The organism is Sphingomonas sp. OK281, assembly GCF_900115295.1.
In the GTDB taxonomy this organism is placed as follows: domain Bacteria; phylum Pseudomonadota; class Alphaproteobacteria; order Sphingomonadales; family Sphingomonadaceae; genus Sphingomonas.
The window spans coordinates 1033042-1058617 of record NZ_FOVZ01000001.1; the positions used below are offsets into that span (position 1 = coordinate 1033042).

Consider the following 25576-nt stretch of genomic DNA (forward strand, 5'->3'; position numbering starts at 1 on the left):
TTCCTGCATAGGGCGAATATTATTCCACAATGGGAGCACGCCGATGATTCCTTCCGAACGTCTCAAGGGTATCGAAGCCTTTGTCTGCACCGCCGATGCCGGCAGCTTCACCGCCGCCGGTGCGCGCCTGAACCTGACCAATTCAGCGGTCAGCAAGAGCGTCGCGCGGCTCGAGGCGCGATTGGGCAGCCGGCTGTTCGAACGCACCACGCGCCGCCTGACCCTGACCGATGTCGGCGCGGCTTTTTACGAGACATGCGTCCGCGTGCTCGGCGACCTCGCCGATGCAGAGGCGGTACTGGCCGCACATCGCTCCGAGATCGTCGGACGGCTGAAGGTCGACGTGCCGATCGCGTTCGGGCGAATGCAGGCGATGCCCCTGCTGCTCGCCTTTGCCGAGCGCCATCCCAACCTTCGCCCGAGCATCACCTTCACGGACCGCAAGATCGACATCGTCGAGGAGGGCGTCGACGTCGCGATCCGGATCGGCGCGTCGGAACCATGGGCGGACAATCTGGGGCACCGTCACCTTGGCAGCGAACGCGTCATCTTCTGCGCCGCGCCGGCCTATCTCGAGCGGCGCCATACGCCCACGACCGCGCACGAACTGTCCGGGTTGGACTGCATCGTCTATGGTCGCAGCGACGGCAGCGTCATCAACTGGCGGTTCGCCGACCAGACCGGTCATGTCGAGGAGCGGCCGATGGAAGCGCGCATCATATTGGGAAGCGCCGAGGCGCAGGTCGGGGCGGTGAAGGCCGGTTTCGGCATCGCGCAACTGGCCACGTGGCTGATCAAGCACGAGCTCGAACGCGGCGAACTGGTCGAGATTCTTCCGAACCTGGCAACTCGCGGGCTGCCATTGCATCTGGTCTGGCCGAGGAGCCGGCAGCTCGTTCCAAAGGTCGACGCGTTGCTGGAAACGCTGACCGACGGCCTGCGGATCGACTGACGGGTCGCGTCGCGATCGTTTCGACGATCGTCGGCATGACCGAACGCGTCAACGCATGGTTCCTGCCGGATAGTTTGGTCGGCCTTGCGCTCGAAGACCGACGTGATCGTGTAACGCTCCGAACAGGTTGCGGACGATGACGACGCGACCTGCGACCTGCGACCTGCCTGAAGTGGTACGAGAGCCGAGCGGCAAGGCGTCGCCGACCGTCGAAAATTGCCCTTTTGAGCAACACCACTTCGAGCCGGCATACGACCGCGCGGGTGATCGAAACTGCTGGCGCGACCACCGGGCAAGGCACGCTGTGCAGGCGAAACCTGTGCCTCGACGACGGGACGCACCGGATGATCGGATGCCCCCATCGACAACCCGTACGAACGCGGATGCGACACATGCTTGACGCGGGCGCGGACGACTACGACTGTCCGGCGCGATGATGCCGTCTCCCCCACCCCGCTGGCCAAGCGACCTGATGCAGGCCGCGCTCGCACTCCACGACAACCAGCTTCACGTCGCCGAACCGCTGTTGAAGGCGTACCTCAAGCAGGACCCGTTCGATGCGCGCGCAATCCGGATGCTCGCCGAACTGGCGGGGCGGATCGGGCGGTACAAGGATGCCGAGACGTTGTTGCGTCGCGCGGTCGAACTGGCGCCGGGCTTCACCGCGGCGCGCGCAAACCTTGCACTCGTGCTGTACCGCCAGAATCGCGCGCCCGAAGCACTGACGCTGCTCGACGCAGTGATCGCCGACGAACCGGACAATCCCGGCCACGCCAATCTGAAAGCGGCCGCACTCGGGCGGCTCGGCGGATTCGAAGACGCGATCGCGCTCTACGAACAGGTGCTGCACGACGCGCCGAGCCAGCCACGCGTGTGGCTGAGCTACGGTCACATGCTCAAGACCGTCGGGCGCCGCGACGACGGCATCGCCGCGTATCGCCGCGCGCTGTCGCTGTTGCCGACGCTGGGCGACGCGTGGTGGAGCCTGGCCAACCTCAAGACGGTGCGCTTCGACGATGCCGACATTGCGGCGATGGAGACCGCGCTTGCTCGCGACGACCTGGAGGTGGAGGACCGCTTCCATCTCGATTTCGCACTCGGCAAAGCGTTCGAGGATCGCCGCGATCCGTTGCGATCGTTCGCGCATTACGACGCCGGCAACGCGCTGCGCCGGACGCGGATCGTGTACGATGCCGATGATACCACCGCGTTCGTCGATCGAAGCATTGCGGTGCTGACACCCGATTTCCTGAGCGCGCGCCGTGACCAGGGATGCACCGCGCCCGACCCGATCTTCGTCCTCGGCATGCCGCGCGCGGGATCGACGTTGATCGAGCAGATCCTTGCCAGCCACAGCCTTGTCGAGGGCACCACCGAACTGCCCGACATGCCCGCGCTCGCTCGCCACATCGCCGACTATCCGGAGGGCGTCGCCACCCTCTCCGCCGATGCGCTGCGCGAGATCGGCGAGGATTATCTGCGTCGTGCCGCGATCCAGCGGCGCTCCGACCGTCCGTTCTTCATCGACAAGCTGCCCAACAACTGGGCGCACCTGCCGCTGATCCATCTCGCATTGCCAAACGCGCGGATCATCGATGCACGCCGCGATCCACTCGACTGCTGCTTTTCGAACTTCAAGCAACACTACGCACGGGGCCAGGCGTTCAGCTATGCTCTCGACGATCTCGGTCGCTATTACCGGGACTATGTCCGGCTGATGACGCACGTCGACACGGTGTTGCCCGGCCGCGTCCACCGCGTCGACCACGAAGCGCTGCTCGCTGATACCGAAGTCGAAGTCCGCAGGTTGTTGTCCGCCTGCGGCCTTGCGTTCGAGCCCGCCTGCCTGGCCTTCCACGAGACCGAGCGCGCAGTCCGTACGGCGAGTTCCGAACAGGTGCGCCGGCCCATAAACCGCGACGGTGTCGATGCTTGGCGTCCCTATGACCGCTGGCTGGGCCCGCTGCGATCGGCACTGGGCCTCGCCGCGACGGATTGACGCCAGAATCCTACCCGTGGCGAAAACGTCACGGATGCGTCATAAAATGTTGCACCCCACGAAGCTTTGTTTGACGTTTGTTGCGTCGCAACACAGATTGCGGACACAAATCGTCGTGGGGACAACGAGCATGCACATAATCGATCGTCGCATAATGATCGCGTCGCTGCTGGCGTCGTCGGCCATCGCTACGCCTGCCTTCGCGCAGACCACGCCGACCGCGACGCCAGCCGCCGACGCGACCGCGCCCCAGGCGGGCGAATATGAAGGCGACATCGTCGTCACCGCCCAGAAGCGCGACCAGAATATCCAGAACGTTCCGATCAGCATCCAGGCGATCGGCACCAAGCGACTCGACGATCTCAACATCTCGAACTTCAACCAATATACGCAATTGCTGCCGTCGGTGTCGTTCCAGACGACGCAACCCGGCTCGACCGTCGTCTACATGCGCGGTGTCGCATCGGGTGGCGACGGCAACCACTCCGGCCCGTTGCCCTCGGTCGGCACCTATCTCGACGAGCAGCCGGTCACGACGATCGGCGGCACGCTCGACGTCCACATCTACGACGTCGCCCGGATCGAGAGCCTCGCCGGCCCGCAGGGCACGCTATACGGTGCCTCGTCCGAAGCCGGCACGATCCGCATCATCACCAACAAGCCCGACACCAGCGGCTTTTACGGCCGCGTCGATGGCGAGGTGAACAGCGTCAAGTCGGGCGGCGTCGGCAGCAAGATCGAGGGTATGCTCAACATGCCGCTGTCGCAGTCCGCCGCGCTGCGCGTGGTCGGCTTCTACCAGCGCGATGCCGGCTTCATCGACAACGTCGCCGGATGCCGTAGCTACCTGCCCGAACCGACCGCGACATCGTGCACGTCCGCGAATGGCGGCATCGTCGTCGACAACGCGGCATTCGTGAAGAAGAACTACAACGACACCGAGACCTATGGTGGCCGCGCCGCGCTGAAGGTCGATCTCGACAGCAACTGGACCGTGACGCCGACCGTCCTGTACCAGGAACAGCGCAACCACGGCACCTATGGCTACGACCCGAAGGTCGGCGATCTCCAGGTCCAGCATTTCTTTCCCGAATTCCGCCGCGATCGCTTCATCCAGGGAGCGCTGACGATCGAGGGCAAGGTCGGCAACTGGGACGTCACCTATGCCGGCGCGTATCTCGACCGGAAGACCTACACGTCGAGCGACTATACCGATTACGCCGAAGCCTATGACTCTGCCTATTCCTCGGTCGGCGGCCTCGCCGGCTATTTCTACTACCAGGACAATGCCGGCCGGACGATCGATCCACGCCAGAAGATCATCGGCACCGATCACTTCAAGAAGACCAGCCAGGAACTGCGCGTCGCATCGCCGGTCGAGGACCGGTTCCGGATCGTCGCCGGCGCCTTCTACCAGCGCCAGACCAACGCGATCTTCCAGGATTACCAGATCGCCAATCTCGGCACCGCGGTGTCGGTCAACGGCTCGCCCGGCACGTTGTGGCTGACCAAGCAGAAGCGCGTCGACAAGGATTACGCGATGTTCGGCGAGGCGAGCTTCGACATCCTGCCGAACCTGACGGCGACCGCGGGTGGCCGCGCCTATATCTACGACAATTCGCTGATCGGCTTCTACGGCTTCGGGCGCAATCCGGCGGTCGATCCGACCGATGGGCGGCCCTACACGGCAACGCCGTTCAACGCGGCGGGCAGCAGTCAGACGGGCGTCGCGGGCTGCTATCTCGCGAACGGCCAGACCTTGCGCGAGGCGTATCTGAACGGCGGCGACACCTCGACCTTGTTGCCGGCAGCCGTCGCGGGCTCGCCCTGTACCAACCTTGCGACCTACACGACCACCGGCCTGATCCCGAAGCGGACACAGGGCCAGGGCGCCACCTATCGCTTCAACCTGACGTTCAAGCCGAGCGACAAGGTCATGGCCTATGCCACCTTCTCGCGCGGCTTCCGGCCGGGCGGGATCAACCGGCGCGGCGACGTCGCGCCGTATGATGCGGATTTCCTGACGAACTATGAGCTGGGCCTGAAGACGACGGTGTTCGACAGGCTGCGCGTCAACGCGTCGATCTATCAGCAGGCGTGGGACAAGTTCCAGTTTTCGTTCCTCGGGCTGAACAGCTTCACGATCATCCAGAACGGGCCGAACGCGCGGATCAGGGGTGCCGAGGCCGATGCGAACATCTCGACGGGGGGCCTGTCGCTGACTGCCGCGGCCGCCTACACCGATGCGAAGACCCGCAACGATCTGTGCGCGACGCAGGTCTGCAGCGGCACCGGGACCGACGTGCTCGCACCGAAGGGCACTCGCCTGCCGATCACGCCACGCTTCAAGGCAAGCGGGACGGCACGCTACAGCGTGCCCATCGGCACGGCGAAGGCGTATATCCAGGGGCTTGTGGCGCATCAGAGTTCGGCGTCCGCGGATATCCGGCTGGCGCAGGCGGCGACGCTGGGTCGGCTCAAGGCGTATACGACGGCGACTGCCTCGATCGGTGCGGACCTGTCCGGCTACACGCTCGAACTGTTCGTCCAGAATTTGTGGGACGAACGCGCGCAATTGTCACGCTACCAGCAGTGCGGAACGTGTTCGCAGCGCACCTACATCGTGAGCAGCACGCCGCGCACGATCGGGCTTAGGGCCGGGGCCAAATTCTAAGACCGAATGACCAAACGATCCTCCCCCCGCCGGGGTGAGTCGGCGCCGACGGCGACGGAGGGGGAGGACACGGAACAGAGGTTGCCCGTTTCCTCCCCCTCCGACTGGCAAGCGCCAGCCACCTCCCCCTGGCGGGGGAGGATCAGATTTCTCCGAGGAAAGATCACGATGACGTCCAAGCTCAAGCTGCTTCTCGCCTGCACCGCCGCGATGACCGCCCTGCCCGCCTCGGCGCAGACACCGGCCGCCGCCGCCAACGGCCTCGAGATCGCCAAGAAGATGATCGCGTTTCGCAGCGTGCGCGGTCCCGGAAACCAGACTCCGCAGCTCGCCGCCTACCTGAAGGCTACGCTGGTCGCGGGTGGCTTCGCGGCCGATGACGTGACGATCACGCCAGTCGACGACACCGCGTATCTGATCGCGACATGGAAGGGCAGCGATCCGGCGCTCAAGCCGATCGTCGTCTCCGGCCATATCGACGTGGTCGAGGCCAAGCCCGCCGACTGGCAGCGCGATCCGTTCACCGCAGTGGTCGAGAACGGCTATCTCTACGGCCGCGGCGCGACCGACATGAAGCTGGACGCCGCGCTCGCGATCGCCACGCTGCTCGACATGAAGAAGGCGGGCTACAAACCCAAGCGCGGCATCGTCCTCGCGCTGTCGGGCGACGAGGAGACCGTGATGAAGACCTCGTCGCTGATCGCCGAAAAGCTCAAGGCCAGCGAGATGGCGCTCAACATCGATGGCGGTGGCGGACTGTACGCGGAAAACGGCAAGCCCGAGTATTTCACGATCGGCGCGGCCGAGAAGACCTATGCCGACTTCCAGATGGAAGTGACGAACCCCGGCGGCCATTCCTCCGCGCCGCGGAAGGTCAACGCGATCAACGAGCTTTCCGCGGCTTTGGTGAAGATCGGCGGATATCGCTTCACGCCGCAGCTGTCGCCGATCACCAAGGGCTATTTCGAGGGCGTCGCGCCGCGCCAGACGCCCGAACTCGGCGCGGCGATGCGTGCGTTCGTCGCCGATCCGACGGACCAGAAGGCGATCGAGACGCTTGCCGCCAACACCGGGTATGTCGGCCAGATCGGCACCACCTGCGTCACGACGATGGTCAGCGGCGGCCATGCGCTCAATGCGCTGCCACAGCGCGCGACCGCCAACATCAACTGCCGCATCTTCCCCGGCGTGAAGCCGGCAACCGTGATGGCCGAACTGGCGAAGGTCGCCGCCGACCCCGGTGTGAAATTCAGCGACGTCACCGAAGGCTCGAACCCGACCGATGCCTCGCCGCTGCGCGCCGACCTGACCGGTGCGGTCAAGGCGGCGATGGGCAAGATCCGTCCCGGCGTACCGATCTTTCCCAGCATGTCCGCGGGCGCGAGCGATTCGATGTGGTACCGCTCGGTCGGCGTACCGAGCTACGGAGTCAGCCCGATCTACATCAAGCAGTCCGACGATTTCAGCCACGGCCTGAACGAACGTACCCCGATCGACAACATTCCGCTCGCGATCACCTATTACCGCTCGCTGCTGACCGACCTCACGAAGTAGCGCGCGGCGTCGCGGCACCGAGCAGCGACATCAGCAACCGCGCCACCTCCGCCGGCCGTTCGCGTTGCGGGAAATGACCGACACCCTCGATCATGATCCGCTCGAACGGCCCGGTGAACTTTTCGGCGACCGCGTCGGCGGTGGCAGGCGGGTTCACGCCGTCGACGTCACCGTGAATATAGATCGTCGGCAAGGACAGGGTCTGCGTCGCCTTGACCCGCGCCTCCAGCCACGCGCTGTTTGGATCGGGCTCGGCTTCGTCCCACCGCGATCGATAGCTGTGCAACGTCACGTCGACCCAGTCGGGATTCTCGAACGACTTTGCGACGGCATCGAACGTCGCGTCGTCGAACCAGCCCTCGGGTGACCAGTTGACCCAGTGGACATGCGCGAACCCCTTGGGATCGGCGCGTACCGCCTCTGCGCCGCGCTTGGTCGCCATGAACCAGTGATACCATTGCCGTTGCGCGTGCCAGAAGGGCGGCGTCTTCATCCCGCCCAGGCGCGGCGGGGTCGACAGCATCGCGATCCGCTCGACCCGGTCGGGCCAGCCAACCGCCAGGGCTTCGGCGATGTTCGATCCCCAGTCGTGCCCGACCACGGCGAACTGCGCCACGCCCAGTCCATCCAGCAATGCGATCATGTCGAGCGCGTGGACTCCACTGTTGCCGGTGCGAGGTGCATCCGACACGAAGCGGGTCGCGCCGAACCCGCGCAATGTCGGCACGATCAGGCGCAACCCGGCGTCGCGCAAGGCCGGACGGACGCCGTCCCATGTCGTGGCATCGTCGGGCCAGCCGTGCAGCAACAGGACGACGCGACCATCGCGCGGGCCGTCGTCCTCATACGCGATTGCCAGATCCTTGGTCGTGAACGTCGGCATCAGCCTCTCCCCTCGGCGGCCAGCCCCCCAACGGGATCGACGCCATGAGTCGTACGGTCGAACGCATTGGAGGCCATCGCCGATCCTTCCCTACCGTTTCGCCGCCAGCTTCGCGCCAGCTGCCGTGACCAGACCGAAACCGACGTGAAGCAGCGTGTGCGTTCCGATCGTAGCCTTGTCCGATCGCCACTCGGGCGCCTTCAACCCCAGCAGCGGACCCGCGACCCAGTGCATCGCCGCATAGAAGGCGAGCCCGAACCCGATCCCGCTGGCAACCACCGACGCTTCCTCGTCGGTCGCCAGCGCGTACGCGACACCAGCCGCGCCCGACAGCAACAGATGACCGCCCTGGATCACCGCCTGTTCGCGCGGATCGGGCATCGCATCGTCGGCTGGTGCGCTCTGGCCGAGCTTCGCCAACCCGGCACGCTCGATGTCCGCCAGCTCGGACGGCGTACCGCTCTTGCGTTCGCCCGACATCAACAGTGCGGTGATGCCGATGCCCGCGACGAGCGCGCCAGCGACGGCGCCGGCAAACCGCCTGCCGTCTCCCGCCCCGACTGTGGGCGTAGGCAAGGTCCCGGCCTCAGGCATTGCCGGCCTGCTTGCCTGCCGCGAATTCTACAACGAGCTTGGCGCAGAACGCCGGCAGGTCGTCCGGGTTGCGGCTGGTGACGAGTCCGTTGTCGACGACCACCTCCTGGTCGACCCAGGTTCCGCCGGCATTGCGGATATCGGTCTGCAGCGTCGGGAACGAGGTGAGCGTCCGCCCCTTGAGCACGTCGGCCTCGACCAGCGTCCAGGGCGCATGGCAGATCGCAGCGACCGGCTTTGCCTGAGCAAAGAAATCATGGACGAACGCGACGACCGGCTTCGATCCGCGCAGCGTATCCGCACCGACGCTGCCGCCCGGAATGATCAGTGCATCGAACTCCGAAGCCGAGACGTCGTCGATCGTCTTGTCGACCGCGAAGCTGGCGCCGGGATCGAGATCGTTGTTCACCGATTTCGCGTCGCCCGCCTTCAGGCTGATGACCGTCACGGTGCCGCCGGCCGCCTCGACCGCCGCCTTGGGCTTGCTGAACTCGGGCTCCTCGGTCCCGCGAGGAGAGATCAGGATCGCAATCTTCTTGCCGTCGAGCGTCATGGAAATGTCCTTCGTTTTTAAATGGTCGTCGTCGGGCGTGATGGGTACGCGCGGGCCGCTCAGGCGACCGGCTCGTGATAGGGGCAGCCGTTCACGCGCGCCCGGAAGTCGGCCGAGTGGCGATAGGGTTCGTTGCGCGCCCGGTTGATGTTGCCGAGCGGCTGGTGTGCCGCAATTCCCGTCCAGACGCCGAACCGCGTCTGCTCGTCGATCTGCTGGACCTGTGCCGGATCCCAGCTGTCCTGCGCAGCAACGCGGACGGTGCCGACCTTGTGGAACGGCGCCTCGGCCTCGTCCCATTCGACCGTCGGATCCTCGATCGGCTGGCGGTCGAGATCGCGGCAAAGCTGGACCCGAAATTCCCATTCCGCGTCGATCCCGCGCATCTCGGCCTGCACGTCCTCGCGGATCGCATCCCGACGACCGTCGACGTCGATCAGACCGCCCGTCAGCGCGGTCATCGCCGGCGCCACCGGTTTCATGCTGAACTTCGCGATATAGTCGCCGAACCGGAACGGCGTGACGCTGTAATAGGTCTCTCCGAGTGGCTCGACGTTCGGAGCACCGCCCAGCGAGTTGATCGCCGCGCTCTCGATCCCGACCGTCTCCAGCGCACCACGCACGCCGCGCAGCACGGACGACATGACGGTCTTCGTCCCCTCAAGCCGATCAGTCGTCTTGGCAAGCAGCTTCAGGTTGCCGAGAAACTTGTCCGCGGTCTTCGCCTGGAAAACGGTGCCGTTGACCATCACGAAATCCTGCGCCGTTCCTTCCGAGCCCGGCAACCGGGCGCCGTCGACATCGAATACCTTCATCGCCAGGCCGCGCGGCAGGCTGATCGCGTCGGGCAGGATGTCGCCCGCGTTGGTCGACATCCGCAGCAACGTCTTGTGCGTTCCGGGCTTCGCGAAAAGACCCTGGGCCAGCTCCGCGGGCAGGTCGCCGTCGACGGTCAGTTCACCCACCAGCACGCCGTGCGCCTTGGCGTGGACCGACCTCACGGCATGACCATAGTCCTCCGCCGTCCGCTCGAGGATGACGTCGAACGCCGAGCACAGCTCCGCTATCGTTTCACGCTCGTCCGATGCGATCGTCTCGACATCGGCATGGTATCGCACGGGGGCTTTGGTCATCGGGACCTCCTGTAGAAGCTTTGGGGATGGTGTCGGCGGGACGCATCAACCGGCGTCCCGCCGGATCGATCAGCGGCGCGGTGCAGCCGCGAACGCGGTCTTCAGGCGTGCGACGGCAAGGTCGTTCGCATCCTTCGCGCCACGAACCACCTTCGCCATGCCGAAGAACTCGTGCGTGACGCCGGGGAAGGTCTTCTGCTCGACCTTCACGCCAGCCGCGCGCATCGCCACCGCGAGCGTCTCACCATCCGAGCGCAGCGGGTCGATCTGCGCATTGATGATCGTCGTCGGCGGCAACCCGCGCAAATTCGCCTTCACCAGGTTCAGTCGCGGATCCTGCGCATCGGCCGGCGTGGTCTGGTAGTAATAGCCGAACCACTTCAGCATCGCCGCATTCAGCGGCTTGGCATTGGCCGCATCCCGGCGCGACGGCAGCGTCATGCTGCTGTTGGCGATCGGGTAGACCGACACGATGTAGCGGGGCACGGTCAGGCGATTATCGCGCGCGTAGATCGCAGTCGCGACGGCCAGATTGCCGCCGGCGCTCTCGCCCGCCACCGCGATCCTGGCGGGATCGCCGCCCCAGCTCGCCGCGTTCTGCAACGTCCAGCGATAGGCCGTGGCCGCATCGTCGTGCTGTGCCGGGAACTTGAACTCCGGGGCATGGCGATATTCGACCGATACGACGATCGCGTTCAACGCCTTGGCCATCGCGCGCGGTGCGGCGTCATAGGTCGCGACGTCCGCGATCACCCAGCCGCCGCCATGATAATAGACGAGGACCGGCATCGCGGCGCCGCCAGCGGGTGCTGCGGCCGGTTTGTAGATCCGCGCGAACTGCTGTGCGTCGGAGCCGTACGGCACGTCCTGGGTCACGACCGAACCATCCGGCTCCGTCGAGAGGCCCTTCTTCGCCATCGCGGCCTTGGCGCCATCGGCGGCGGACGGCTGCATTCTGGCTTCGGCAGGCGTCAACGTCTCGATCGGCTTGCCACCGAGACCGGCGAGCGCGTCGAGCACCATTTGCATGTCCGGCGCGGCCTTGGGCGGTTGGATCGCGGTGGCAGGCGGCGCGGCCGGTGGTGGCGCGCTGGGCGAGCGCGCGGACTGAGCAGAGACCCCGGCGGACGCCGCGAGCAACGCGCCGATAAGGACCGCACGTGACAGCGGACGCTTTGAAATTACGGACATATTTCCTCCTGTTTGCCCAGCATGAACAAACAGGAAGGTCCGACGTTTCTGTACGGAACCGTGCCAAACCCCTGGTGCGTCGCAACAGCCGGGTCGGTCATGTCGTCCATCATACCATTTCTGGGACGGGCCGACGCCGGTTCCCCGGTCGATCTTGCGCCCACGTTCGACGCGTCCCGACACGAGCAGGGTATATCCGGCAACCAGCTTCTCGCGCGCTTGTCTGCCCAGGATTTCGCGTTGCTGGCACCGCATCTGAAGCGCGTCTCATTCGCGGTCGGCGACTACATAACCCGCGCCGGCGATCCGATCGACAGCATCTGCTTTCTCGAACAGGGTATTGCCGGCGTGCTCGATTCGCTCGACGACGACCGACGCTATGCCGTCGGCCTGGTCGGTGCGGAGGGGTTCATCGGCTGGCCGCTGCTGATGGGAGACGATCGTTCGCCTTACGACGTGACGATGCGCGCCGAGCACGGCCACGCGCTGCGCATATCCGCTGCCGTACTGATCGCTGCCGTCGATGCCAGTGCCACGCTTCGCAAGGCGCTGTTGCGGTTCGTCCATGTCTTCATGTTGCAGATGGGTCGGACGATCGTCTCGTCGCTGGCGCATCCGATCGAGCGACGGATGGCGCGCTGGATCCTGCTATACCACGACCGTGTGCAGGCGGACGAGATCTGCATGACGCACGAGGAGTTTCGCCTGATGCTCGGCGTGCGTCGCAGCAGCATCACCGATGCGCTTCACCGGCTTGAAGAAGATCATGCCATCCGCGCTTTACGGGCGAGGGTCCTGGTGCAAAACCGCGACAAGCTCATGGCCCTGGCGGGCGACACCTATGGTCATCCCGAACAGGAATATTCGCGCCTCTTCGGTTGATCCGGCACCGCATCGCCCAATGCCGGCCGCCGAAAGACCGGACCTTCAGGACACGCGAAAACCGGTCATGCCGTTCTCGCCGTCGTCGTTCGGCTCGCGACCGGCCAGGACATTCTCGATCTGGTCCAGCCCGTACGGCACATCAAGATGCTGCGCTCCCAGGAACAGCCGACTGCCACCCTCCTGCGGCACCGCATGCGTCAGCTTGTCGATGTCGACGAGTGCCTTGCCCGACGGCAGGATTTCAATCTGAACGAAGCGCATCATAGTCTCCTGGTCATGCCCGGTATGGCAGGTTCGCGAGGGTGGGCAAGCCACCAACGCCCCGACCGTCCGACGCCACTCTTCCCGGACAACCTGATCGGGGGGTCAGTTCCCGACGCGCGCGGCACGCTGCGCGAGCACGATCCGCATCGCGCCCTTCGGTGTCGTGCCGGCAACGGTCGCGATGCCGACGAACCCGGTCGCGCTGTACGTTCCGGACCGCGCGATTTTCATGGGCTCGCCCCGCTTCTGCGGACAGCTGAGCGATTGGGCATAGCGTCCGTCCGCGATCCGCTGGTTCTCGACGCGGCACTGCGCCTTGGGATCGGGCGCGATCAAGGCCTCGATCCCCTGTCCTGCCACGAGCCGCTTGTGCTCGGCCTTGGACTTGCCGCGCATCATCCGGACGAGAAAACCGGGCACACCCGGCACGTCGAGTTCGGTGACGGTCGACGTCACGTCCCAGCGCCCGGCCGCGACGGCCTGCGCTTCGACGGGCGTCGGGGTCGCGATGACGACGGTGGCGGTCAGGATCGATGCGGCCAGGAAGGATGCGTTCATAACCCTATGTAACGCCGACATTTTAGTCCTGCCACCCCATAGCGCATCATCGTCCGGGGCACGTCATGCGACGAGTGACTCCAGGGTTGCCGACACTTTCGCCCGAAGATCGGGATCGCGCGTGATCTCCAACATCGCGCTCAGGCTGTGCCGTGCCGCCGCGACGTCGCCATCGACCAGCTCCAGACGTGCGCGTTCCCACCAGGCATGGCCATGCTCCGGCGCCATGTGGGTCATCCTCGCGTAGAGCTCGAGCGCGCGTCGTCCCTTGCCCGCCTGTTCGGCGCGGGTCGCCTGGTTGAGCAATAGCCGGACGAGCACGGCGCGGTTCCCCATCGCGGCGACGTGGCTGACGGCGGCGGCAGGGCCCGGCGTATAGGCCAGCACCAGTGCGGCAAGCTGTTCGGGCCCGACCCGCGCGCCCTGCCGGAAGGGATCGATGACGACAGGCGCCGCCTCGGCTCCGACCATGACCAGCACATGACCGGGCACGTCGAGCGCATCGGCCTGCCAACCAAGCCTGCGCGCGATGCCGACATACAGGATCGACAGGCTGACCGGCAGGCCGCGGCGACGATCGATCACGCGGATCATGTCGGCATTTGCCGGGTCGTCGTAGGTATCGCGGTCTCCAACGAAGCCAAACTCCTCTCCGAGGACCAGCGCGAGCGCGTCGGCGCGGTCCTCCGCGCTGATCGCACCCGAGCCGGCCGCGGCGAGGCGTATCGTGGCGGCGTCGATCAACGCGCGATACGGTGCGACGTCGATCTCCGGATGGTCGAGCAAGGCCAAGGAAAGCGCGGCTTCGTCGAGGATGATGTCGTCTTCGTCGAGCAGCCCGAGGCGGATCAGATTGTCGTTCATCCGCTGAAGATGGGGGCCGGCGGGCTCGCTGCAATCCGGTACGCGACACGAAGGGCGCTGTTCCCCGGGCAGGTGCGACCGCGCTGCCACCGGCACGAACCGATGGAAGTCGCGACCGCATCTTGCTAAGCACGGTCGCTCTAACCTTACGGTAAGGCTTTCCGGTCAATTGGGTTTCGAGGAGAAGCCTGTGCGACTTTCGATATCGGCGCGAGTGTCGATTGCGTGCGCGACGGTCATCGTGCTGGCGCTGGGTCTGCTTGCGATCGGACTTTCGGTCGGCAACAAGATCCACCAGGCAGACCTCCGTATCACGCTGCTGAGCGATGCACTCCGCGTCGAGGACCGGCTCGATCGCGCGCAGCGACGGCTTCGCATCGACGTCGGCGATACGACGCGCCAAGCCGAGCGCGGCATCCCGGTACCGGCGACGCGGTGGACCCGCCTCATTCGCCAGGCCGACCAGTTCGAGCAACTCTCGTCGTCCGCCGCATCCTTTCGCACGCTCGTGCCCGACCCTGGCCGGATGACGATCCTGGAGACCCGTCGCGATGCGGTGGACTTCGCGCGGACATCGAAGACGTTGATCGCGGTCGCGCGCACCGAACCGTCGCGGGTCAAGGCGATGATGCCGCCGTTCCTCGATGCGTTACGCGTCCTGGAGACCAACCGGAGTCGCGCGCGCGAAGCGATCGCGCTCGAAATCTGGCAGGCCGCCGACAAGAACCAGCGCGAGAGCCGCACCGACGTCCTCGCGGTCCTGCTCGGCGGGCTGGTCATCGTCGCAATCATCTTCGGCATGACGCTGTGGCTTCGGCGAAACCTGCTGCTGCCGATCACCGCGATCGCCGCGCGGTTGCGCGAGTTCAAGGTCGGCGAAGGCGACGGAGGAATACCGGGCCTCGCACGCGCGGACGAGTTGGGCGATCTGGCGCGCGGGCTATCCGAATATCGCAGCGCGGTAGAGAGCCGCCGCACGGCCGAGCGTCGCGCGGAGTTTCTCGCGCACCACGACATGCTGACCGGCCTCGCCAACCGATTGCTCTTCGAAAGCCGTCTCGCGCACGAACTGTCGCGCAGCATGCGGACCGGCGACGTCGTGGCGGTGTTCGCGATCGATCTCGACGCGTTCAAGGCGATCAACGATCGCCTCGGTCATGCCGGCGGCGATCGCGCGCTAAAGCGTGCCGCCCAACTCCTGTCGCTGTGCGTGCGTGCCGACGATCTCGTCGCGCGCATCGGTGGCGACGAATTTGCCATCATCCAGGTCGCGCAGTCCCAGCCGGCCGCCGCCGAAGCGCTGCTCTCGCGCATCTACCGGAAGACCGCCGAGTCCGCCGACGACGACACCGCGATACGGATGAGCATCGGCGTGGCGCTGGCCGAACCGGGCCAGTCCGGCGAAGAGGTGCACGAACTCGCCGACGTCGCGCTCTACCGCGCCAAGGCGGATGGCCGGAATACCGCGCGCTTCTTCAACAAGCACCTAAAGGAAGAGGAGAATCTGCGGCTCCGGCTCGCGCGCGATCTCGATCAGGCGATCGCAGAAGAGCAATTGCATCTCGCGTTCCAGCCGATCGCTGACACCGCGTCGATGCGGATCGTCGGCTACGAAGCGCTGCTCCGCTGGCATCACCCGTTGCTCGGCGACATCGCGCCAGAGGTCTTCGTGCCCGTCGCCGAATCGACCGGGCTCATCAAGCCGATCGGCTCCTGGGTGATCGATCGGGCGATGGCGACCGCGTCGACATGGGATCCGACGTTGTCGTTGGCGATCAACCTGTCACCGCTCCAGTTCCGCTCGCCCGGCCTCGCCGCGGAGATCCACGACGCGGCGTTGCACTGGGGCATCGCGCTCGACCGACTAGACGTCGAGGTTACCGAAAGCGCGACATTGCTGGGCTTTCAGCGCGAGAACGTCCTGACCATCCTCAAGGCGTTGCGCGGCTACGGGGCGAAGATCGTGATGGACGATTTCGGCACCGGGCATTCGTCGCTCAGCAATCTCAAGGAATTCACGTTCGACAAGATCAAGATCGACCGTAGCTTCGTCGCGGCGATGCAGACGCAGACATCCGCTGCCCTGATCGTCAAGGCGACGATCGGCCTCGGCAAGAGCCTGGGCCTCACCATCGTCGCCGAGGGCGTCGAAACCGAGGCGCAGCTGGCGGACCTGCGCCAATGCGGATGCGACCAGGTGCAGGGGTTTCTGGTCGGTGCCCCGAGCCGACGCATGGACGACCACGCCCGATCAGAACGGCCGGGCATATCCGCAGACGCCGGGGCCTCCGCTATCTACCGTACCGGTAACTGATCCGTACCCGACGGAAGCGCCAGCATAGCCCCGCTAGACTAAGAGCCCCGATCGAAAAGCCCGATCGAAAACCGGTGGGCACATCCTCGTCGACGCGCGTTGAATGCGACGAGGGAGAGCAACGATGGCGACACGGACGGCAGCGGCAAACTTGACGGTTCGGCGATCCGTCGTGGTCATCAGCGACTGGGTGGACGGCCCATTCGACGCGGAGGTCCAGCAGGACACCGATCGCCTACCGGCCCATGCTCACGATCCGGCAAGCCAGCCCTGGACCGGAAAGGATTCCGAAAACGAAGCCGAGACCGCAATCGAGGTGGCAGGCGGATATCTCGAACGCCTCCCGCTCGCGCTGATCGCCGCCGGTATCGTCGACCAGGCCGAAATCTGGCACCATTGGCGCGGCGACGACGAGCCGCCGTTCCATCGAGATAGCGCGGTACTGGCAAGGCGCGCATTCCGGCTCGACCATCATCGTGCGCCGTTCGCGTCCACCGAGATGGCAAGCTTCGTGCGAACCTTCGGCGCGCCGCATATCCTCGTCGTGCTGGGTCTCGGCGTCGCCCCCGACCTGCTGGCGCTGTGCGCGAACAGCATCATCCTGTACAATTCGATCGACGCGCCTTCGCTCCGCGTACCGCCGGAGGTCAGCGAACATTTCGATCTCGTCCTGACCGGTGCGCAGTGGCAGTCGGACGAGGTCGAGGCCCGCCACCCCGGCATGCCGACCGCGATCCTGCCGGTCGGTCCCGAGTTCGCCGCGATCGACCAGTTCCGCCCGCTCGGCACGCCCAAGGACCTCGACCTGATCTACGTCGCCGCCGCACAGCCGTACAAGCGCCACGACATCCTGTTCGACGCGCTCGCACGACTGCCGCGCGACGTCCGCGCGCTTTGCGTCTTCGGTTACGGCGAGGATGCCGACATGCTGCGAGACCGCGCGCGCGACCAGAACCTGTCGATCGAGTTCGTCGGACCGCCCGGCGTCCCCATCGACGAGGTCAACCGCCTGATGAACCGCGCCAAGTTCGGTGTCGTCTGTGGCATCGACGATGGCGCTCCTGCGATCCTCACCGAATACATGCTCGCCGGCCTGCCCGTACTCGCCAACGCCGAATTGCGGTGCGGATTGCAGTTCATACTGCCGGAGACCGGCATGATCGCTTCGACGAACGGGTTTGCCGATGCGATCCTTACAATGCGTGAAACCACAGCCAATTTTCGGCCCCGCGACGCCGTATTGGAGCGTTGGACGTGGACGCACAGCGTGTCGCGATTGGCGCAAATAATCGAGCAAATACATGATGCAAAGCAATGACAAATACATGGCCGACCGGGATGACTCGGTCGGAACATGGTTTTAGGTTCCATCAACAACGCGGATCACCGCGGTTTCGCGGATTGGAAGAGCGTGCACGGTATCGGACCCACCCCCAGCCTCTCTAGTTCCGATGACGCAAACGCCCCGCCGCTGATCTGCTTCTCGCACCTCCGCTGGGATTTCGTCACGCAGCGTCCACAGCATCTGATGAAGCGGTTCGCGCAGAACCAGAGCGTGTTCGTGTGGGAAGAGCACATCCCCTGCGACCATCCGCTGCCTTTCCTCGAACACCATCAGTTTCCCGCCGACAATGTAATCGCGCTGCGCCCGCGCCTCCCGCATTGGTGGAATGCCCAGCAGGTAGAGGCGGGCTTACGGCAATTGCTCGACATGTTGGTCGCGACGAGCGTTCGCGCGAAGCCGGTGCTCTGGTTCTACACCCCGATGATGTTCCCGTTCGCCGAACATCTAGACGTCGCCGCGGTCGTCTACGATTGCATGGACGAACTGTCTGCGTTCCGCTTCGCCGACCCAGCCTTGCTCGACCGCGAAGCGGGGCTGCTCGCGCGCGCCGACCTTGTCTTCACCGGCGGCTACAGCCTGTACGAAGCCAAGCGCGGCCGTCACCGCGACGTCCACGCCTTCCCCTCCGCCGTCGACGTCGCGCATTTCGCCCAAGCCCGCACCGGCAATGTCGAACCCGAGGACCAGCGCCATATCCCCGGTCCGAAGCTTGGCTTCTTCGGCGTCATCGACGAACGCATCGACCTCGCGCTGCTCGACGCGGTCGCTGCTCAGCGGCCAGACTGGTCGTTCGTGATGATCGGTCCGGTCGTGAAGATCGACCCCGCGCACCTGCCGCGCCGCGCCAACATCCACTGGCTCGGCGGGCGCGGCTACAACGAACTCCCAGCGTACCTTTCCGGCTGGGACGTCGCGCTGATGCCGTTCGCGATCAACGCCGCGACGCGCTTCATCAGCCCGACCAAGACGCCCGAATACCTCGCCGGCGGGCTGCCCGTCGTCTCGACACCGATCGTCGACGTGATCCGCCACTACGGCGACGCAGCGGCCGTGACGATCGCGTCCGACGCGACTTCGTTCGTCGCCGCCTGCGAGGCCGCGCTCGCCCTCCCCCGCGAAGGCGCATGGCGAGACGAAGCCGAGCGCCTGCTCGCCACGCAATCCTGGGACCGCACGCAAACCGCCATGGCCACCGAGATCGACCGCGTCCTCCACGCAAAACGCGCCTTCCGTCCGCCTGCGAAACGCGAACGCTACGACACGCTGATCGTCGGCGCAGGGTTCGCCGGCGCGGTCCTCGCCGAACGCCTGGCCAGCGACAGCGGCCAGCGCGTCCTCGTCGTCGACCGCCGCCCGCACATCGGCGGCAACGCGTATGACGAGCACGACGCGGCCGGCGTGCTGATCCACCGCTACGGCCCGCACATCTTCCACACCAACTCCGCCGACGTGTTCGACTATCTCTCGCGCTTCACCGAGTGGCGCCCGTACGAACACCGCGTCCTCGCCAGCGTCGACGACAAGCTCGTCCCGATGCCGATCAACCGCACCACGCTCAACTCACTCTACGGCCTGTCGCTCGAGAACGATGCGGAAGCCGCCGCTTTCCTCGCCAGCCGCGCGGAATCGGTCGAGGACATCCGCACCTCCGAAGACGTCGTCGTCGCCGCAGTCGGCCGCGATCTCTACGAGACGTTCTTCCGCGGCTACACGCGGAAGCAATGGGGTCTCGACCCGTCCGAACTCGACCGCACCGTCACCGCGCGCGTGCCGACGCGCACCTCGACCGACGACCGCTATTTCACCGATAAATTCCAGGCGATGCCCGCGAACGGCTACACGCGGATGTTCGAGGCGATGCTCGACCACCCCGGCATCACGCTCGATCTCGGCGTCGAATACCGCGACGTGATCGACCGCATCGACGTCGACCACATCGTCTTCACCGGCCCGATCGACGAATATTTCGACTTCCGCTTCGGCAAGCTGCCCTATCGCAGCCTCCAGTTCCGCCACGAAACGCACGACGTCGCGCAGTTCCAGCCGGTCGCGGTCGTCAACTACCCGGACGAAACCGTGCCGCAGACGCGCATCACCGAGTACAAGCACCTAACCGGCCAGCTTCACGCGAAGACCAGCATCAGCTACGAATTCCCGAGTGCGGAGGGTGACCCGTATTACCCGATCCCCCGCCCCGAAAACCAGGCGCTGTTCAAACGCTACGAGGCGCTAGCCGATGCGGAGGAAGGCGTGACCTTCGTCGGCCGGCTCGCGACCTATCGCTACTATAATATGGACCAAGTCGTGGGGCAGGCGCTCGCGACGTATCGCCGCATGGTCGCCAAGTCCGCCGTCCTCGAAACTCCCGTGATGGCCGCCGAATGACCCGCATCTGCCTGCTGACCGACAGCCTCGCCCCGTCCGGCGTCGGCGCACACATGATGACGCTTGCCGAAGGGTTGGGCGGAGACGAGATCGTCGTCGCCGCGCGCCCCGGCACCGGCCTGCTCGAACACGCCGCCGCCAAGGGCTATGCGGTCAAGGCGCTCGACGACGATGCAAACCTCGCGCGCTGGCTCGACCGCGCCGCGCCCGACATCGTACACGTCCATGCGGGCATCGGATGGGAAGGCCACGCCGCCGTCCGCGCTGCGCATGCGGCCGGCGTGCCCGTGATCCGCACCGAACACCTCCCCTACCTCCTCACCGACCCCGCGCAGCGCGACGAACACCGCGACACCTCGGCCGCGCTCGCACGCCTGATTTGCGTCTCGGACGCGGTCGGCGACAGCCACCGCGCAGCCGGCGTCGATCCGGCTCTTGTCGCAACGATCCACAACGGCGTCGGCGTGCACAAACCCTTTCGCTCGCGCGAAGCCCTCCGCGGCGAATGGGGCGTCGGCAATGCCCCCGTCCTCCTGATGGTCGCGCGCTACGCCGAGCAAAAGGGCCATGCGCTCCTTCTCGACGCGCTGCCAGCAATCCGCGCCGCGCACCCGGACCTGATCGTGCTGCTGGCTGGCGAAGGTCCCCTCCTCACCCAAACCGCACGCGCCATCGCAGCCAAGGGCTTGGCCGGCACCGTGCGCATGCTCGGCACCCGCAGCGACGTCGCCGACCTGATGACGCTTGCAGACCTGCTCGTCCTGCCGTCGGCCTTCGAGGGCCTGCCGCTGGTCGCGCTCGAAGCGATGGCCGCCGGCCTGCCCGTCGTCGCCACCGTCGCGCCCGGCAATGCCGAAGCGATCGAGGACGGCGTCACCGGTCGCCTGACCGCCGCGGACCCGGCCAGTTTCGCCGATGCCGTCGTCGCGCTGCTAGCCGACCGCGACAGCCTGAAAGCAATGGCCAGCGCCGCGATCGAGCGCCAGCAGGACCTATTCTCGGCCGATCGCATGATCGCCGACACGCGCGCGGTGTACGCCGCGGTGCAAGACCAAAACACAAAGGGAGACGGCGTGGAACGGACACGGATCGGGTTCATCGGTGCGGGCGGCATCGCCAACCGTCATTTCGGCGTGCTGGAGCAGTTCGACGACGTCGCGATCGTCGCGGTCGCCGACGTCGACATGGCGCGCGCGACCGAAGCCGCCGCCCGTTTCGGCGCGCGTGCATTCGACGATGCCGCAGCGATGCTGGCCGCAGTCGAACTCGACGCGCTCTACATCTGCGTGCCACCCTTCGCGCACGGCGAACCCGAACGTCTCGCGATCGAGCACAAGCTGCCGTTCTTCGTCGAGAAGCCCGTCGCGCTAGACCTCGGCACCGCAGAGGACGTCGCCGCCGCAGTCGATCGGCTCGGCCTCGTCACCGCGGTCGGCTATCACTGGCGCTATCTCGACACCGTGGACGAGGTGAAGGCGCTGCTTTCCGCGACCCCCGCCCGCTTGCTCTCCGGCTATTGGCTCGACTCAACCCCGCCGCCGCGCTGGTGGTGGAAGAAGGACGCATCGGGCGGCCAGATGCTCGAACAGACCACGCATCTCGTCGATCTCGCGCGCTACCTCGTCGGCGACGTCGTCCGCGTCTACGGCCAGTCGGGCCACATCGACCGCGCCGCCTTCCCCGGTCTCGACGTCGCCACCACCAGCACCGCGATGCTCACTTTCGCCAGCGGCGCGATCGCCAACTTTGCGTCCACGTGCCTGCTCAACTGGAACCACCGCGTCGGGCTGCACCTGTTCGGCGAGGGCCTCGCGATCGAACTGACCGACCGCGACGTGATGATCGACATCGGACGCGGCCGCCCGGTGCGCGGCACCGGCAGCGATCCGGTCGTGCTCGAGGATCGCGACTTCATCGACGCGGTTCGCGGGGGCGAGAACCGCATCCGCTGCCCCTACCCCGCCGCGCTCGAAACGCTCCGCCTCGCGCTGGCGATCGAACGCTCCGCCGTCGAAGGCCGCGCGATCGACGTCCGCGAGCGCGAGGCAACTAAGGAGATGGGGCATGTCTGAGTGGCGCCACGTCCGCTCGCTCGGCGTCGAACGGCCCGGCCAGGCCTATTTCTTCGGCTATGACGAAGCACCTCCGGGCGACGGTCAGGTCCGGCTCGACCTGCTCTACACTGGGTTCTCCGCCGGCACCGAGCTCACCTTCGTCAAGAACAGCAACCCGTATCTCCACTCGCGCTGGGATGCAGGTCGCGGCGTGTTCGTCCCCGGCGAACCGAGCGCGCAATACCCGGTGCCGTTCCTCGGCTACATGGAATGCGCGCGCGTCGGCGACAGCCGGGTCGACGATTTCACCAACGGCGACGTCGTCGGCACCGTCTTCGGCCACAAGACCGGCCACACCGCAGACCCGTTCAACGACCTGCTGACCAAGCTCCCGCCCGAGCTCGATCCGATCCTCGGCATCTATATCGGCCAGATGGGTCCGATCGCTGCCAACGGCATTCTTCACGCAGACGCCGAACTACTCGGCCCCAACGTGGTCAACCTCGGCGACGGCATCCGCGGCCGCCCCGCCTTGGTGATAGGCGCAGGCATCGTCGGCATGCTGACGGCCCTGTTCGCCCAGGCCGCCGGCGCGAGCGAAGTCGTGATCGCCGACCCGTCCCCCTTCCGCCGCCTGCGCGCCGAATGCCTCGGCATCACCGCGATGACCGAGGATCAGGCCTGGGCCTACGCCAAGGCACGCTGGCTCCACGGCGGCGACGACCGCGGCGCGGACGTCGTGTTCCAGACTCGCGCCGACGCCGCCAGCCTCCACGCCGCGATGCGCGCGCTGAGGCCACAAGGCACGGTGATCGATCTCGCTTTCTACCAGGGCGGCGCCGACCGGCTCCGGCTCGGCGAGGAATTCCACCACAACGGCCTCAACCTCCGCTGCGCCCAGATCAACCGCGTCCCGCGCGGGCTCGGTTTCCAATGGGATCGCCGCCGCCTCGCCAACGAGACGGTGAAGCTGCTGCTCGCGCGTGGCCAGGAGATCCGCGCGCAACTCATCACGCACGTCGTACCCTATGACGACGCCCCCGCCTTCATCGCGCGGCTGGTCGGCGAGCGGCCCGAATTCCTCCAGATCGTCTTCAAGGTCGGCGATTGAGTACCGCGCTTACCGCCGACGCCCGCCCGATCCGCATCCTGTTCGTCTTCGCCTGGCTCGTCGTCGGCGGCGAGGAGACGGAGGTGCGCCTGCTCGCCCAGGCGCTCGACCCGACGCGTTACCGGATCGAGGTCGTCGCGTGCTTCCGAAAAGACGGCATGCCCGAGCAGACGCACGCGCAATTGGAAGCGATCGGCGTTCCCGTCGACCGCACGCCCTACGCGCTCGGCTTCGACGAGACCGTCGCCTACCTCGCGAGCAAGCTGCCCGCGTACGACGTCGTCGTCTCGTGCCAGAACGTCGCCGACATCTATCCCGCGCTCGAACGCATGCACCTCCGCCCACCGTTGATCGAGCATGGCGGCCTCGTCTCCGAAGCGCTCGCCGGCCCCAAGCATTTCACCGCGCGCTATGTCGGCGTCTGCGCCTCGATCCGCGACGCTGCCGCGAGCCGCATGCCCGGCCGCGAACACCACGCGATCGAGATCCCGTCGATGGTCGACACGCACGCCTTCGACCCAGCCCGGCGAGCCCCCGTGCGAGCGGCGCTAGGGATCACCGAAGACGTACCGCTGATCGGCTGGCTAGGCCGTCTCGACCCGAAGAAGCGCGTCGAGGATTTCATCGAAGCCGCCGCGCTCGTCCACGCCCGCCACCCCCGGGCGCGTTTCGTCATCATCGGCGGACCGGACGCCTTCATCCCCGAATACGCCGCCGCACTCCGCAACCGCGCGCACGCGCTCGGCCTCGACACCGCGCTGACCTTCCTCGGCGACCGCGACGACGTGCCCGACCTGCTCGCCGCGCTCGACGTCTACGTCTGGCTCTCGCGCGGCGAAGGCATGCCGCACGTCATCGCCGAAGCGGGCGCGGCACGCCTCCCCATCATAGCAACGCGCGACAACGGCTCCGAACAACAGATCGTTGACGGGGTCAGCGGTCTGTTCGTGCCCCACGAAGATCCGCCCGCGGTCGCTACTGCGATCACCAGACTGCTCGAAGACCCGGCACTCCGAACCCGCCTCGGCACCGCCCTCCGTGCCAAGGTGGACAGCGAATACGCCGTCGCCGCCGTAGTCCCCCTCTGGGAAGCGCTGTTCGCCAAAGTCCTTACCGACCGACCGCCGCTACCTCGCCCGACCGGACTATTCCGGAGCTTCCTGCAAGGCGGCTTCGAATCCTCCACCCACCGGCGTGCGCACGACCGCAAGCGCGTCGACGTCATCGCGGCCAGCCATCACGACACCCTCGCCGCGCATGACTACAGCGAACTCGCCAAGCTCGGCATCCTGACGGTCCGCGACGGCTTGCGCTGGCATCTGATCGAACGCGAACCCGGCCGCTACGACTGGTCCAGCCTCGATCGCCAGCTAGACGCCGCCAAGGCGATCGGCACCGAAGTCATCTGGGACCTGCTGCATTACGGCTGGCCCGACGACATCGACATCTGGACGCCCGCCTTCGTCACGCGCTTCGCCGCCTTCGCCGCCGCCGCCGCGCGCCACATCGGCCCGGCCGCGCCCGGCGAGACCCGCTTCTATGCCCCGGTCAACGAGATCTCGTTCTTCGCCTGGGGCGGCGGCGACGCAGCCTATCTCAACCCGTTCGCCCGAGGCCGCGGCTACGAACTCAAGGTCCAACTCGCCCGCGCATCAATCGCCGCGATGGAAGCGATCCTCGCGGTCGACCCCGCCGCAAGGTTCGTGCACGCCGACCCGGTCATCAACGTCATCACCGACCCCGCCCGCCCCAATGATGCCCCCGCCGCCGAAGGCCACCGCCTCGCGCAATACCAGGCCTGGGACATGATCGCCGGGAAAGCCTGGCCCCAGATCGGCGGCCGCGCGCCATTGCTGGATATCATCGGCGTCAATTTCTACCACAACAACCAGTGGATCCACGGCGGCCCACCGCTGTCGTACGATCACCCCCTAAGCCGACCGCTCCACGCCATCCTCGCCGATGCGTACGCGCGCTACGGCCGCCCGATCTTCATCGCCGAAACCGGTATCGAAGGTAGCGCCCGCCCCGCCTGGCTCCGCATGATCCTGCGCGAGGTGAACATCGCCCAGTCGCTCGGCGTACCGATCGAAGGCGTGTGCCTCTACCCGATCCTCGACCATCCAGGCTGGGACGACGATCGCTACTGCCCCAACGGTCTGCTCGCATGCTCGTTCGATGTCCGCGACAGACTTCCCCACGTCGACCTGGCAAATGTCATAACCGATCCGCTCTCGCGTCATCCCAGGCCTTCGTAGCGCGG

19 protein-coding genes are annotated in these 25576 nt (G+C 66.3%); 11 read left to right on the forward strand and 8 right to left on the reverse strand.

The genetic code is table 11. The annotated features are described in order from the left end of the window. Positions 1-43 precede the first annotated feature (43 nt). The 4 genes from BM244_RS04695 (at position 44) to BM244_RS04715 (ending at position 7179) form a co-directional block, all read left to right on the forward strand. Positions 44-952: a LysR family transcriptional regulator gene (locus BM244_RS04695; protein WP_093397679.1), complete on the forward strand. Its 909-nt coding sequence runs from the start codon at positions 44-46 to the stop codon at positions 950-952. 436 nt (positions 953-1388) lie between these two features. Continuing rightward, a complete protein-coding gene (locus tag BM244_RS04700; protein ID WP_254784308.1) occupies positions 1389-2951 on the forward strand; it encodes a tetratricopeptide repeat-containing sulfotransferase family protein in 1563 nt (520 codons plus the stop codon). 154 nt (positions 2952-3105) lie between these two features. Further along, positions 3106-5625, forward strand: a complete 2520-nt coding sequence (locus BM244_RS04705; protein WP_368086049.1) for a TonB-dependent receptor — start codon at positions 3106-3108, stop codon at positions 5623-5625. 168 nt (positions 5626-5793) lie between these two features. Then, on the forward strand, positions 5794-7179 hold the full coding sequence (locus tag BM244_RS04715) for a M20/M25/M40 family metallo-hydrolase (RefSeq protein ID WP_093397684.1): 1386 nt from the start codon (positions 5794-5796) through the stop codon (positions 7177-7179). On the opposite strand, the gene BM244_RS04720 is transcribed toward BM244_RS04715, so the two are convergent. From BM244_RS04720 to BM244_RS04740, 5 genes are all read right to left on the reverse strand, one after another. Continuing rightward, positions 7169-8062, reverse strand: a complete 894-nt coding sequence (locus BM244_RS04720) for an alpha/beta fold hydrolase (protein ID WP_093397685.1) — start codon at positions 8060-8062, stop codon at positions 7169-7171. The genes BM244_RS04715 and BM244_RS04720 overlap by 11 nt on opposite strands. A 90-nt stretch (positions 8063-8152) precedes the next feature. Next, on the reverse strand, positions 8153-8638 hold the full coding sequence (locus BM244_RS04725; RefSeq protein WP_139226859.1) for a hypothetical protein: 486 nt from the start codon (positions 8636-8638) through the stop codon (positions 8153-8155). 10 nt (positions 8639-8648) lie between these two features. Then, positions 8649-9209: a type 1 glutamine amidotransferase domain-containing protein gene (locus tag BM244_RS04730; RefSeq protein ID WP_093397688.1), complete on the reverse strand. Its 561-nt coding sequence runs from the start codon at positions 9207-9209 to the stop codon at positions 8649-8651. A 59-nt stretch (positions 9210-9268) separates the two neighbouring features. Further along, the gene (locus tag BM244_RS04735; protein ID WP_093397689.1) at positions 9269-10342 is read right to left on the reverse strand and encodes a catalase family protein; all 1074 of its coding nucleotides are present in this window, start codon (positions 10340-10342) and stop codon (positions 9269-9271) included. 69 nt (positions 10343-10411) lie between these two features. After that, positions 10412-11533 (reverse strand): alpha/beta hydrolase, encoded by a 1122-nt coding sequence (locus tag BM244_RS04740; protein ID WP_093397690.1) that lies wholly within the window; start codon positions 11531-11533, stop codon positions 10412-10414. Positions 11534-11752: 219 nt separating this feature from the next. Between BM244_RS04740 and BM244_RS04745 the strand changes: the two genes are divergently transcribed. Further along, positions 11753-12415, forward strand: coding sequence for a Crp/Fnr family transcriptional regulator (locus BM244_RS04745; protein ID WP_175518050.1), 663 nt, complete (start codon positions 11753-11755; stop codon positions 12413-12415). Positions 12416-12460: 45 nt separating this feature from the next. Here the strand turns inward: BM244_RS04745 and BM244_RS04750 are convergent, their stop codons facing one another. From BM244_RS04750 to BM244_RS04760, 3 genes are all read right to left on the reverse strand, one after another. Continuing rightward, positions 12461-12679 (reverse strand): hypothetical protein, encoded by a 219-nt coding sequence (locus tag BM244_RS04750; RefSeq protein WP_139226860.1) that lies wholly within the window; start codon positions 12677-12679, stop codon positions 12461-12463. Positions 12680-12784: 105 nt separating this feature from the next. Further along, on the reverse strand, positions 12785-13240 hold the full coding sequence (locus BM244_RS04755) for a DUF3617 domain-containing protein (protein WP_093397695.1): 456 nt from the start codon (positions 13238-13240) through the stop codon (positions 12785-12787). A gap of 63 nt (positions 13241-13303) precedes the next feature. Then, positions 13304-14104, reverse strand: a complete 801-nt coding sequence (locus BM244_RS04760; RefSeq protein WP_093397696.1) for a SirB1 family protein — start codon at positions 14102-14104, stop codon at positions 13304-13306. 214 nt (positions 14105-14318) lie between these two features. Between BM244_RS04760 and BM244_RS04765 the strand changes: the two genes are divergently transcribed. From BM244_RS04765 to BM244_RS04785, 6 genes are all read left to right on the forward strand, one after another. Beyond that, a complete protein-coding gene (locus tag BM244_RS04765; RefSeq protein ID WP_093397698.1) occupies positions 14319-16418 on the forward strand; it encodes a putative bifunctional diguanylate cyclase/phosphodiesterase in 2100 nt (699 codons plus the stop codon). Between the two features lie 124 nt (positions 16419-16542). Then, on the forward strand, positions 16543-17736 hold the full coding sequence (locus BM244_RS04770) for a glycosyltransferase family 4 protein (RefSeq protein WP_093397699.1): 1194 nt from the start codon (positions 16543-16545) through the stop codon (positions 17734-17736). A gap of 36 nt (positions 17737-17772) precedes the next feature. Further along, complete coding sequence (gene glf, locus BM244_RS04775) at positions 17773-20148, forward strand: UDP-galactopyranose mutase (RefSeq protein ID WP_254784266.1); 2376 nt, start codon at positions 17773-17775, stop codon at positions 20146-20148. Then, positions 20145-22220 carry a glycosyltransferase gene (locus tag BM244_RS23360; protein WP_217649075.1) on the forward strand — a complete coding sequence of 692 codons (2076 nt, stop codon included), beginning with the start codon at positions 20145-20147 and terminating at the stop codon, positions 22218-22220. The genes glf and BM244_RS23360 overlap by 4 nt, the downstream gene beginning before the upstream one ends. Continuing rightward, the gene (locus BM244_RS23365; protein WP_217649076.1) at positions 22213-23313 is read left to right on the forward strand and encodes a zinc-dependent alcohol dehydrogenase; all 1101 of its coding nucleotides are present in this window, start codon (positions 22213-22215) and stop codon (positions 23311-23313) included. The genes BM244_RS23360 and BM244_RS23365 overlap by 8 nt, the downstream gene beginning before the upstream one ends. Continuing rightward, positions 23310-25571 carry a glycosyltransferase family 4 protein gene (locus BM244_RS04785; protein ID WP_093397702.1) on the forward strand — a complete coding sequence of 754 codons (2262 nt, stop codon included), beginning with the start codon at positions 23310-23312 and terminating at the stop codon, positions 25569-25571. Before BM244_RS23365 ends, BM244_RS04785 begins: the two co-directional genes overlap by 4 nt. The last annotated feature ends 5 nt before the right edge of the window (positions 25572-25576 follow it).

What these genes read in the sequence shown, in the direction of transcription:
- BM244_RS04695 (WP_093397679.1), top strand. Translation starts at nt 44, where the DNA reads ATGATTCCTTCCGAACGTCTCAAGGGTATCGAAGCCTTTGTCTGCACC.
- BM244_RS04700 (WP_254784308.1), top strand. Translation starts at nt 1,389, where the DNA reads ATGCCGTCTCCCCCACCCCGCTGGCCAAGCGACCTGATGCAGGCCGCG.
- BM244_RS04705 (WP_368086049.1), top strand. Translation starts at nt 3,106, where the DNA reads ATGATCGCGTCGCTGCTGGCGTCGTCGGCCATCGCTACGCCTGCCTTC.
- BM244_RS04715 (WP_093397684.1), top strand. Translation starts at nt 5,794, where the DNA reads ATGACGTCCAAGCTCAAGCTGCTTCTCGCCTGCACCGCCGCGATGACC.
- BM244_RS04720 (WP_093397685.1), bottom strand. Translation starts at nt 8,062, where the DNA reads ATGCCGACGTTCACGACCAAGGATCTGGCAATCGCGTATGAGGACGAC.
- BM244_RS04730 (WP_093397688.1), bottom strand. Translation starts at nt 9,209, where the DNA reads ATGACGCTCGACGGCAAGAAGATTGCGATCCTGATCTCTCCTCGCGGG.
- BM244_RS04735 (WP_093397689.1), bottom strand. Translation starts at nt 10,342, where the DNA reads ATGACCAAAGCCCCCGTGCGATACCATGCCGATGTCGAGACGATCGCA.
- BM244_RS04740 (WP_093397690.1), bottom strand. Translation starts at nt 11,533, where the DNA reads ATGTCCGTAATTTCAAAGCGTCCGCTGTCACGTGCGGTCCTTATCGGC.
- BM244_RS04750 (WP_139226860.1), bottom strand. Translation starts at nt 12,679, where the DNA reads ATGCGCTTCGTTCAGATTGAAATCCTGCCGTCGGGCAAGGCACTCGTC.
- BM244_RS04755 (WP_093397695.1), bottom strand. Translation starts at nt 13,240, where the DNA reads ATGAACGCATCCTTCCTGGCCGCATCGATCCTGACCGCCACCGTCGTC.
- BM244_RS04760 (WP_093397696.1), bottom strand. Translation starts at nt 14,104, where the DNA reads ATGAACGACAATCTGATCCGCCTCGGGCTGCTCGACGAAGACGACATC.
- BM244_RS04770 (WP_093397699.1), top strand. Translation starts at nt 16,543, where the DNA reads ATGGCGACACGGACGGCAGCGGCAAACTTGACGGTTCGGCGATCCGTC.
- glf (WP_254784266.1), top strand. Translation starts at nt 17,773, where the DNA reads ATGGTTTTAGGTTCCATCAACAACGCGGATCACCGCGGTTTCGCGGAT.
- BM244_RS23360 (WP_217649075.1), top strand. Translation starts at nt 20,145, where the DNA reads ATGACCCGCATCTGCCTGCTGACCGACAGCCTCGCCCCGTCCGGCGTC.
- BM244_RS23365 (WP_217649076.1), top strand. Translation starts at nt 22,213, where the DNA reads ATGTCTGAGTGGCGCCACGTCCGCTCGCTCGGCGTCGAACGGCCCGGC.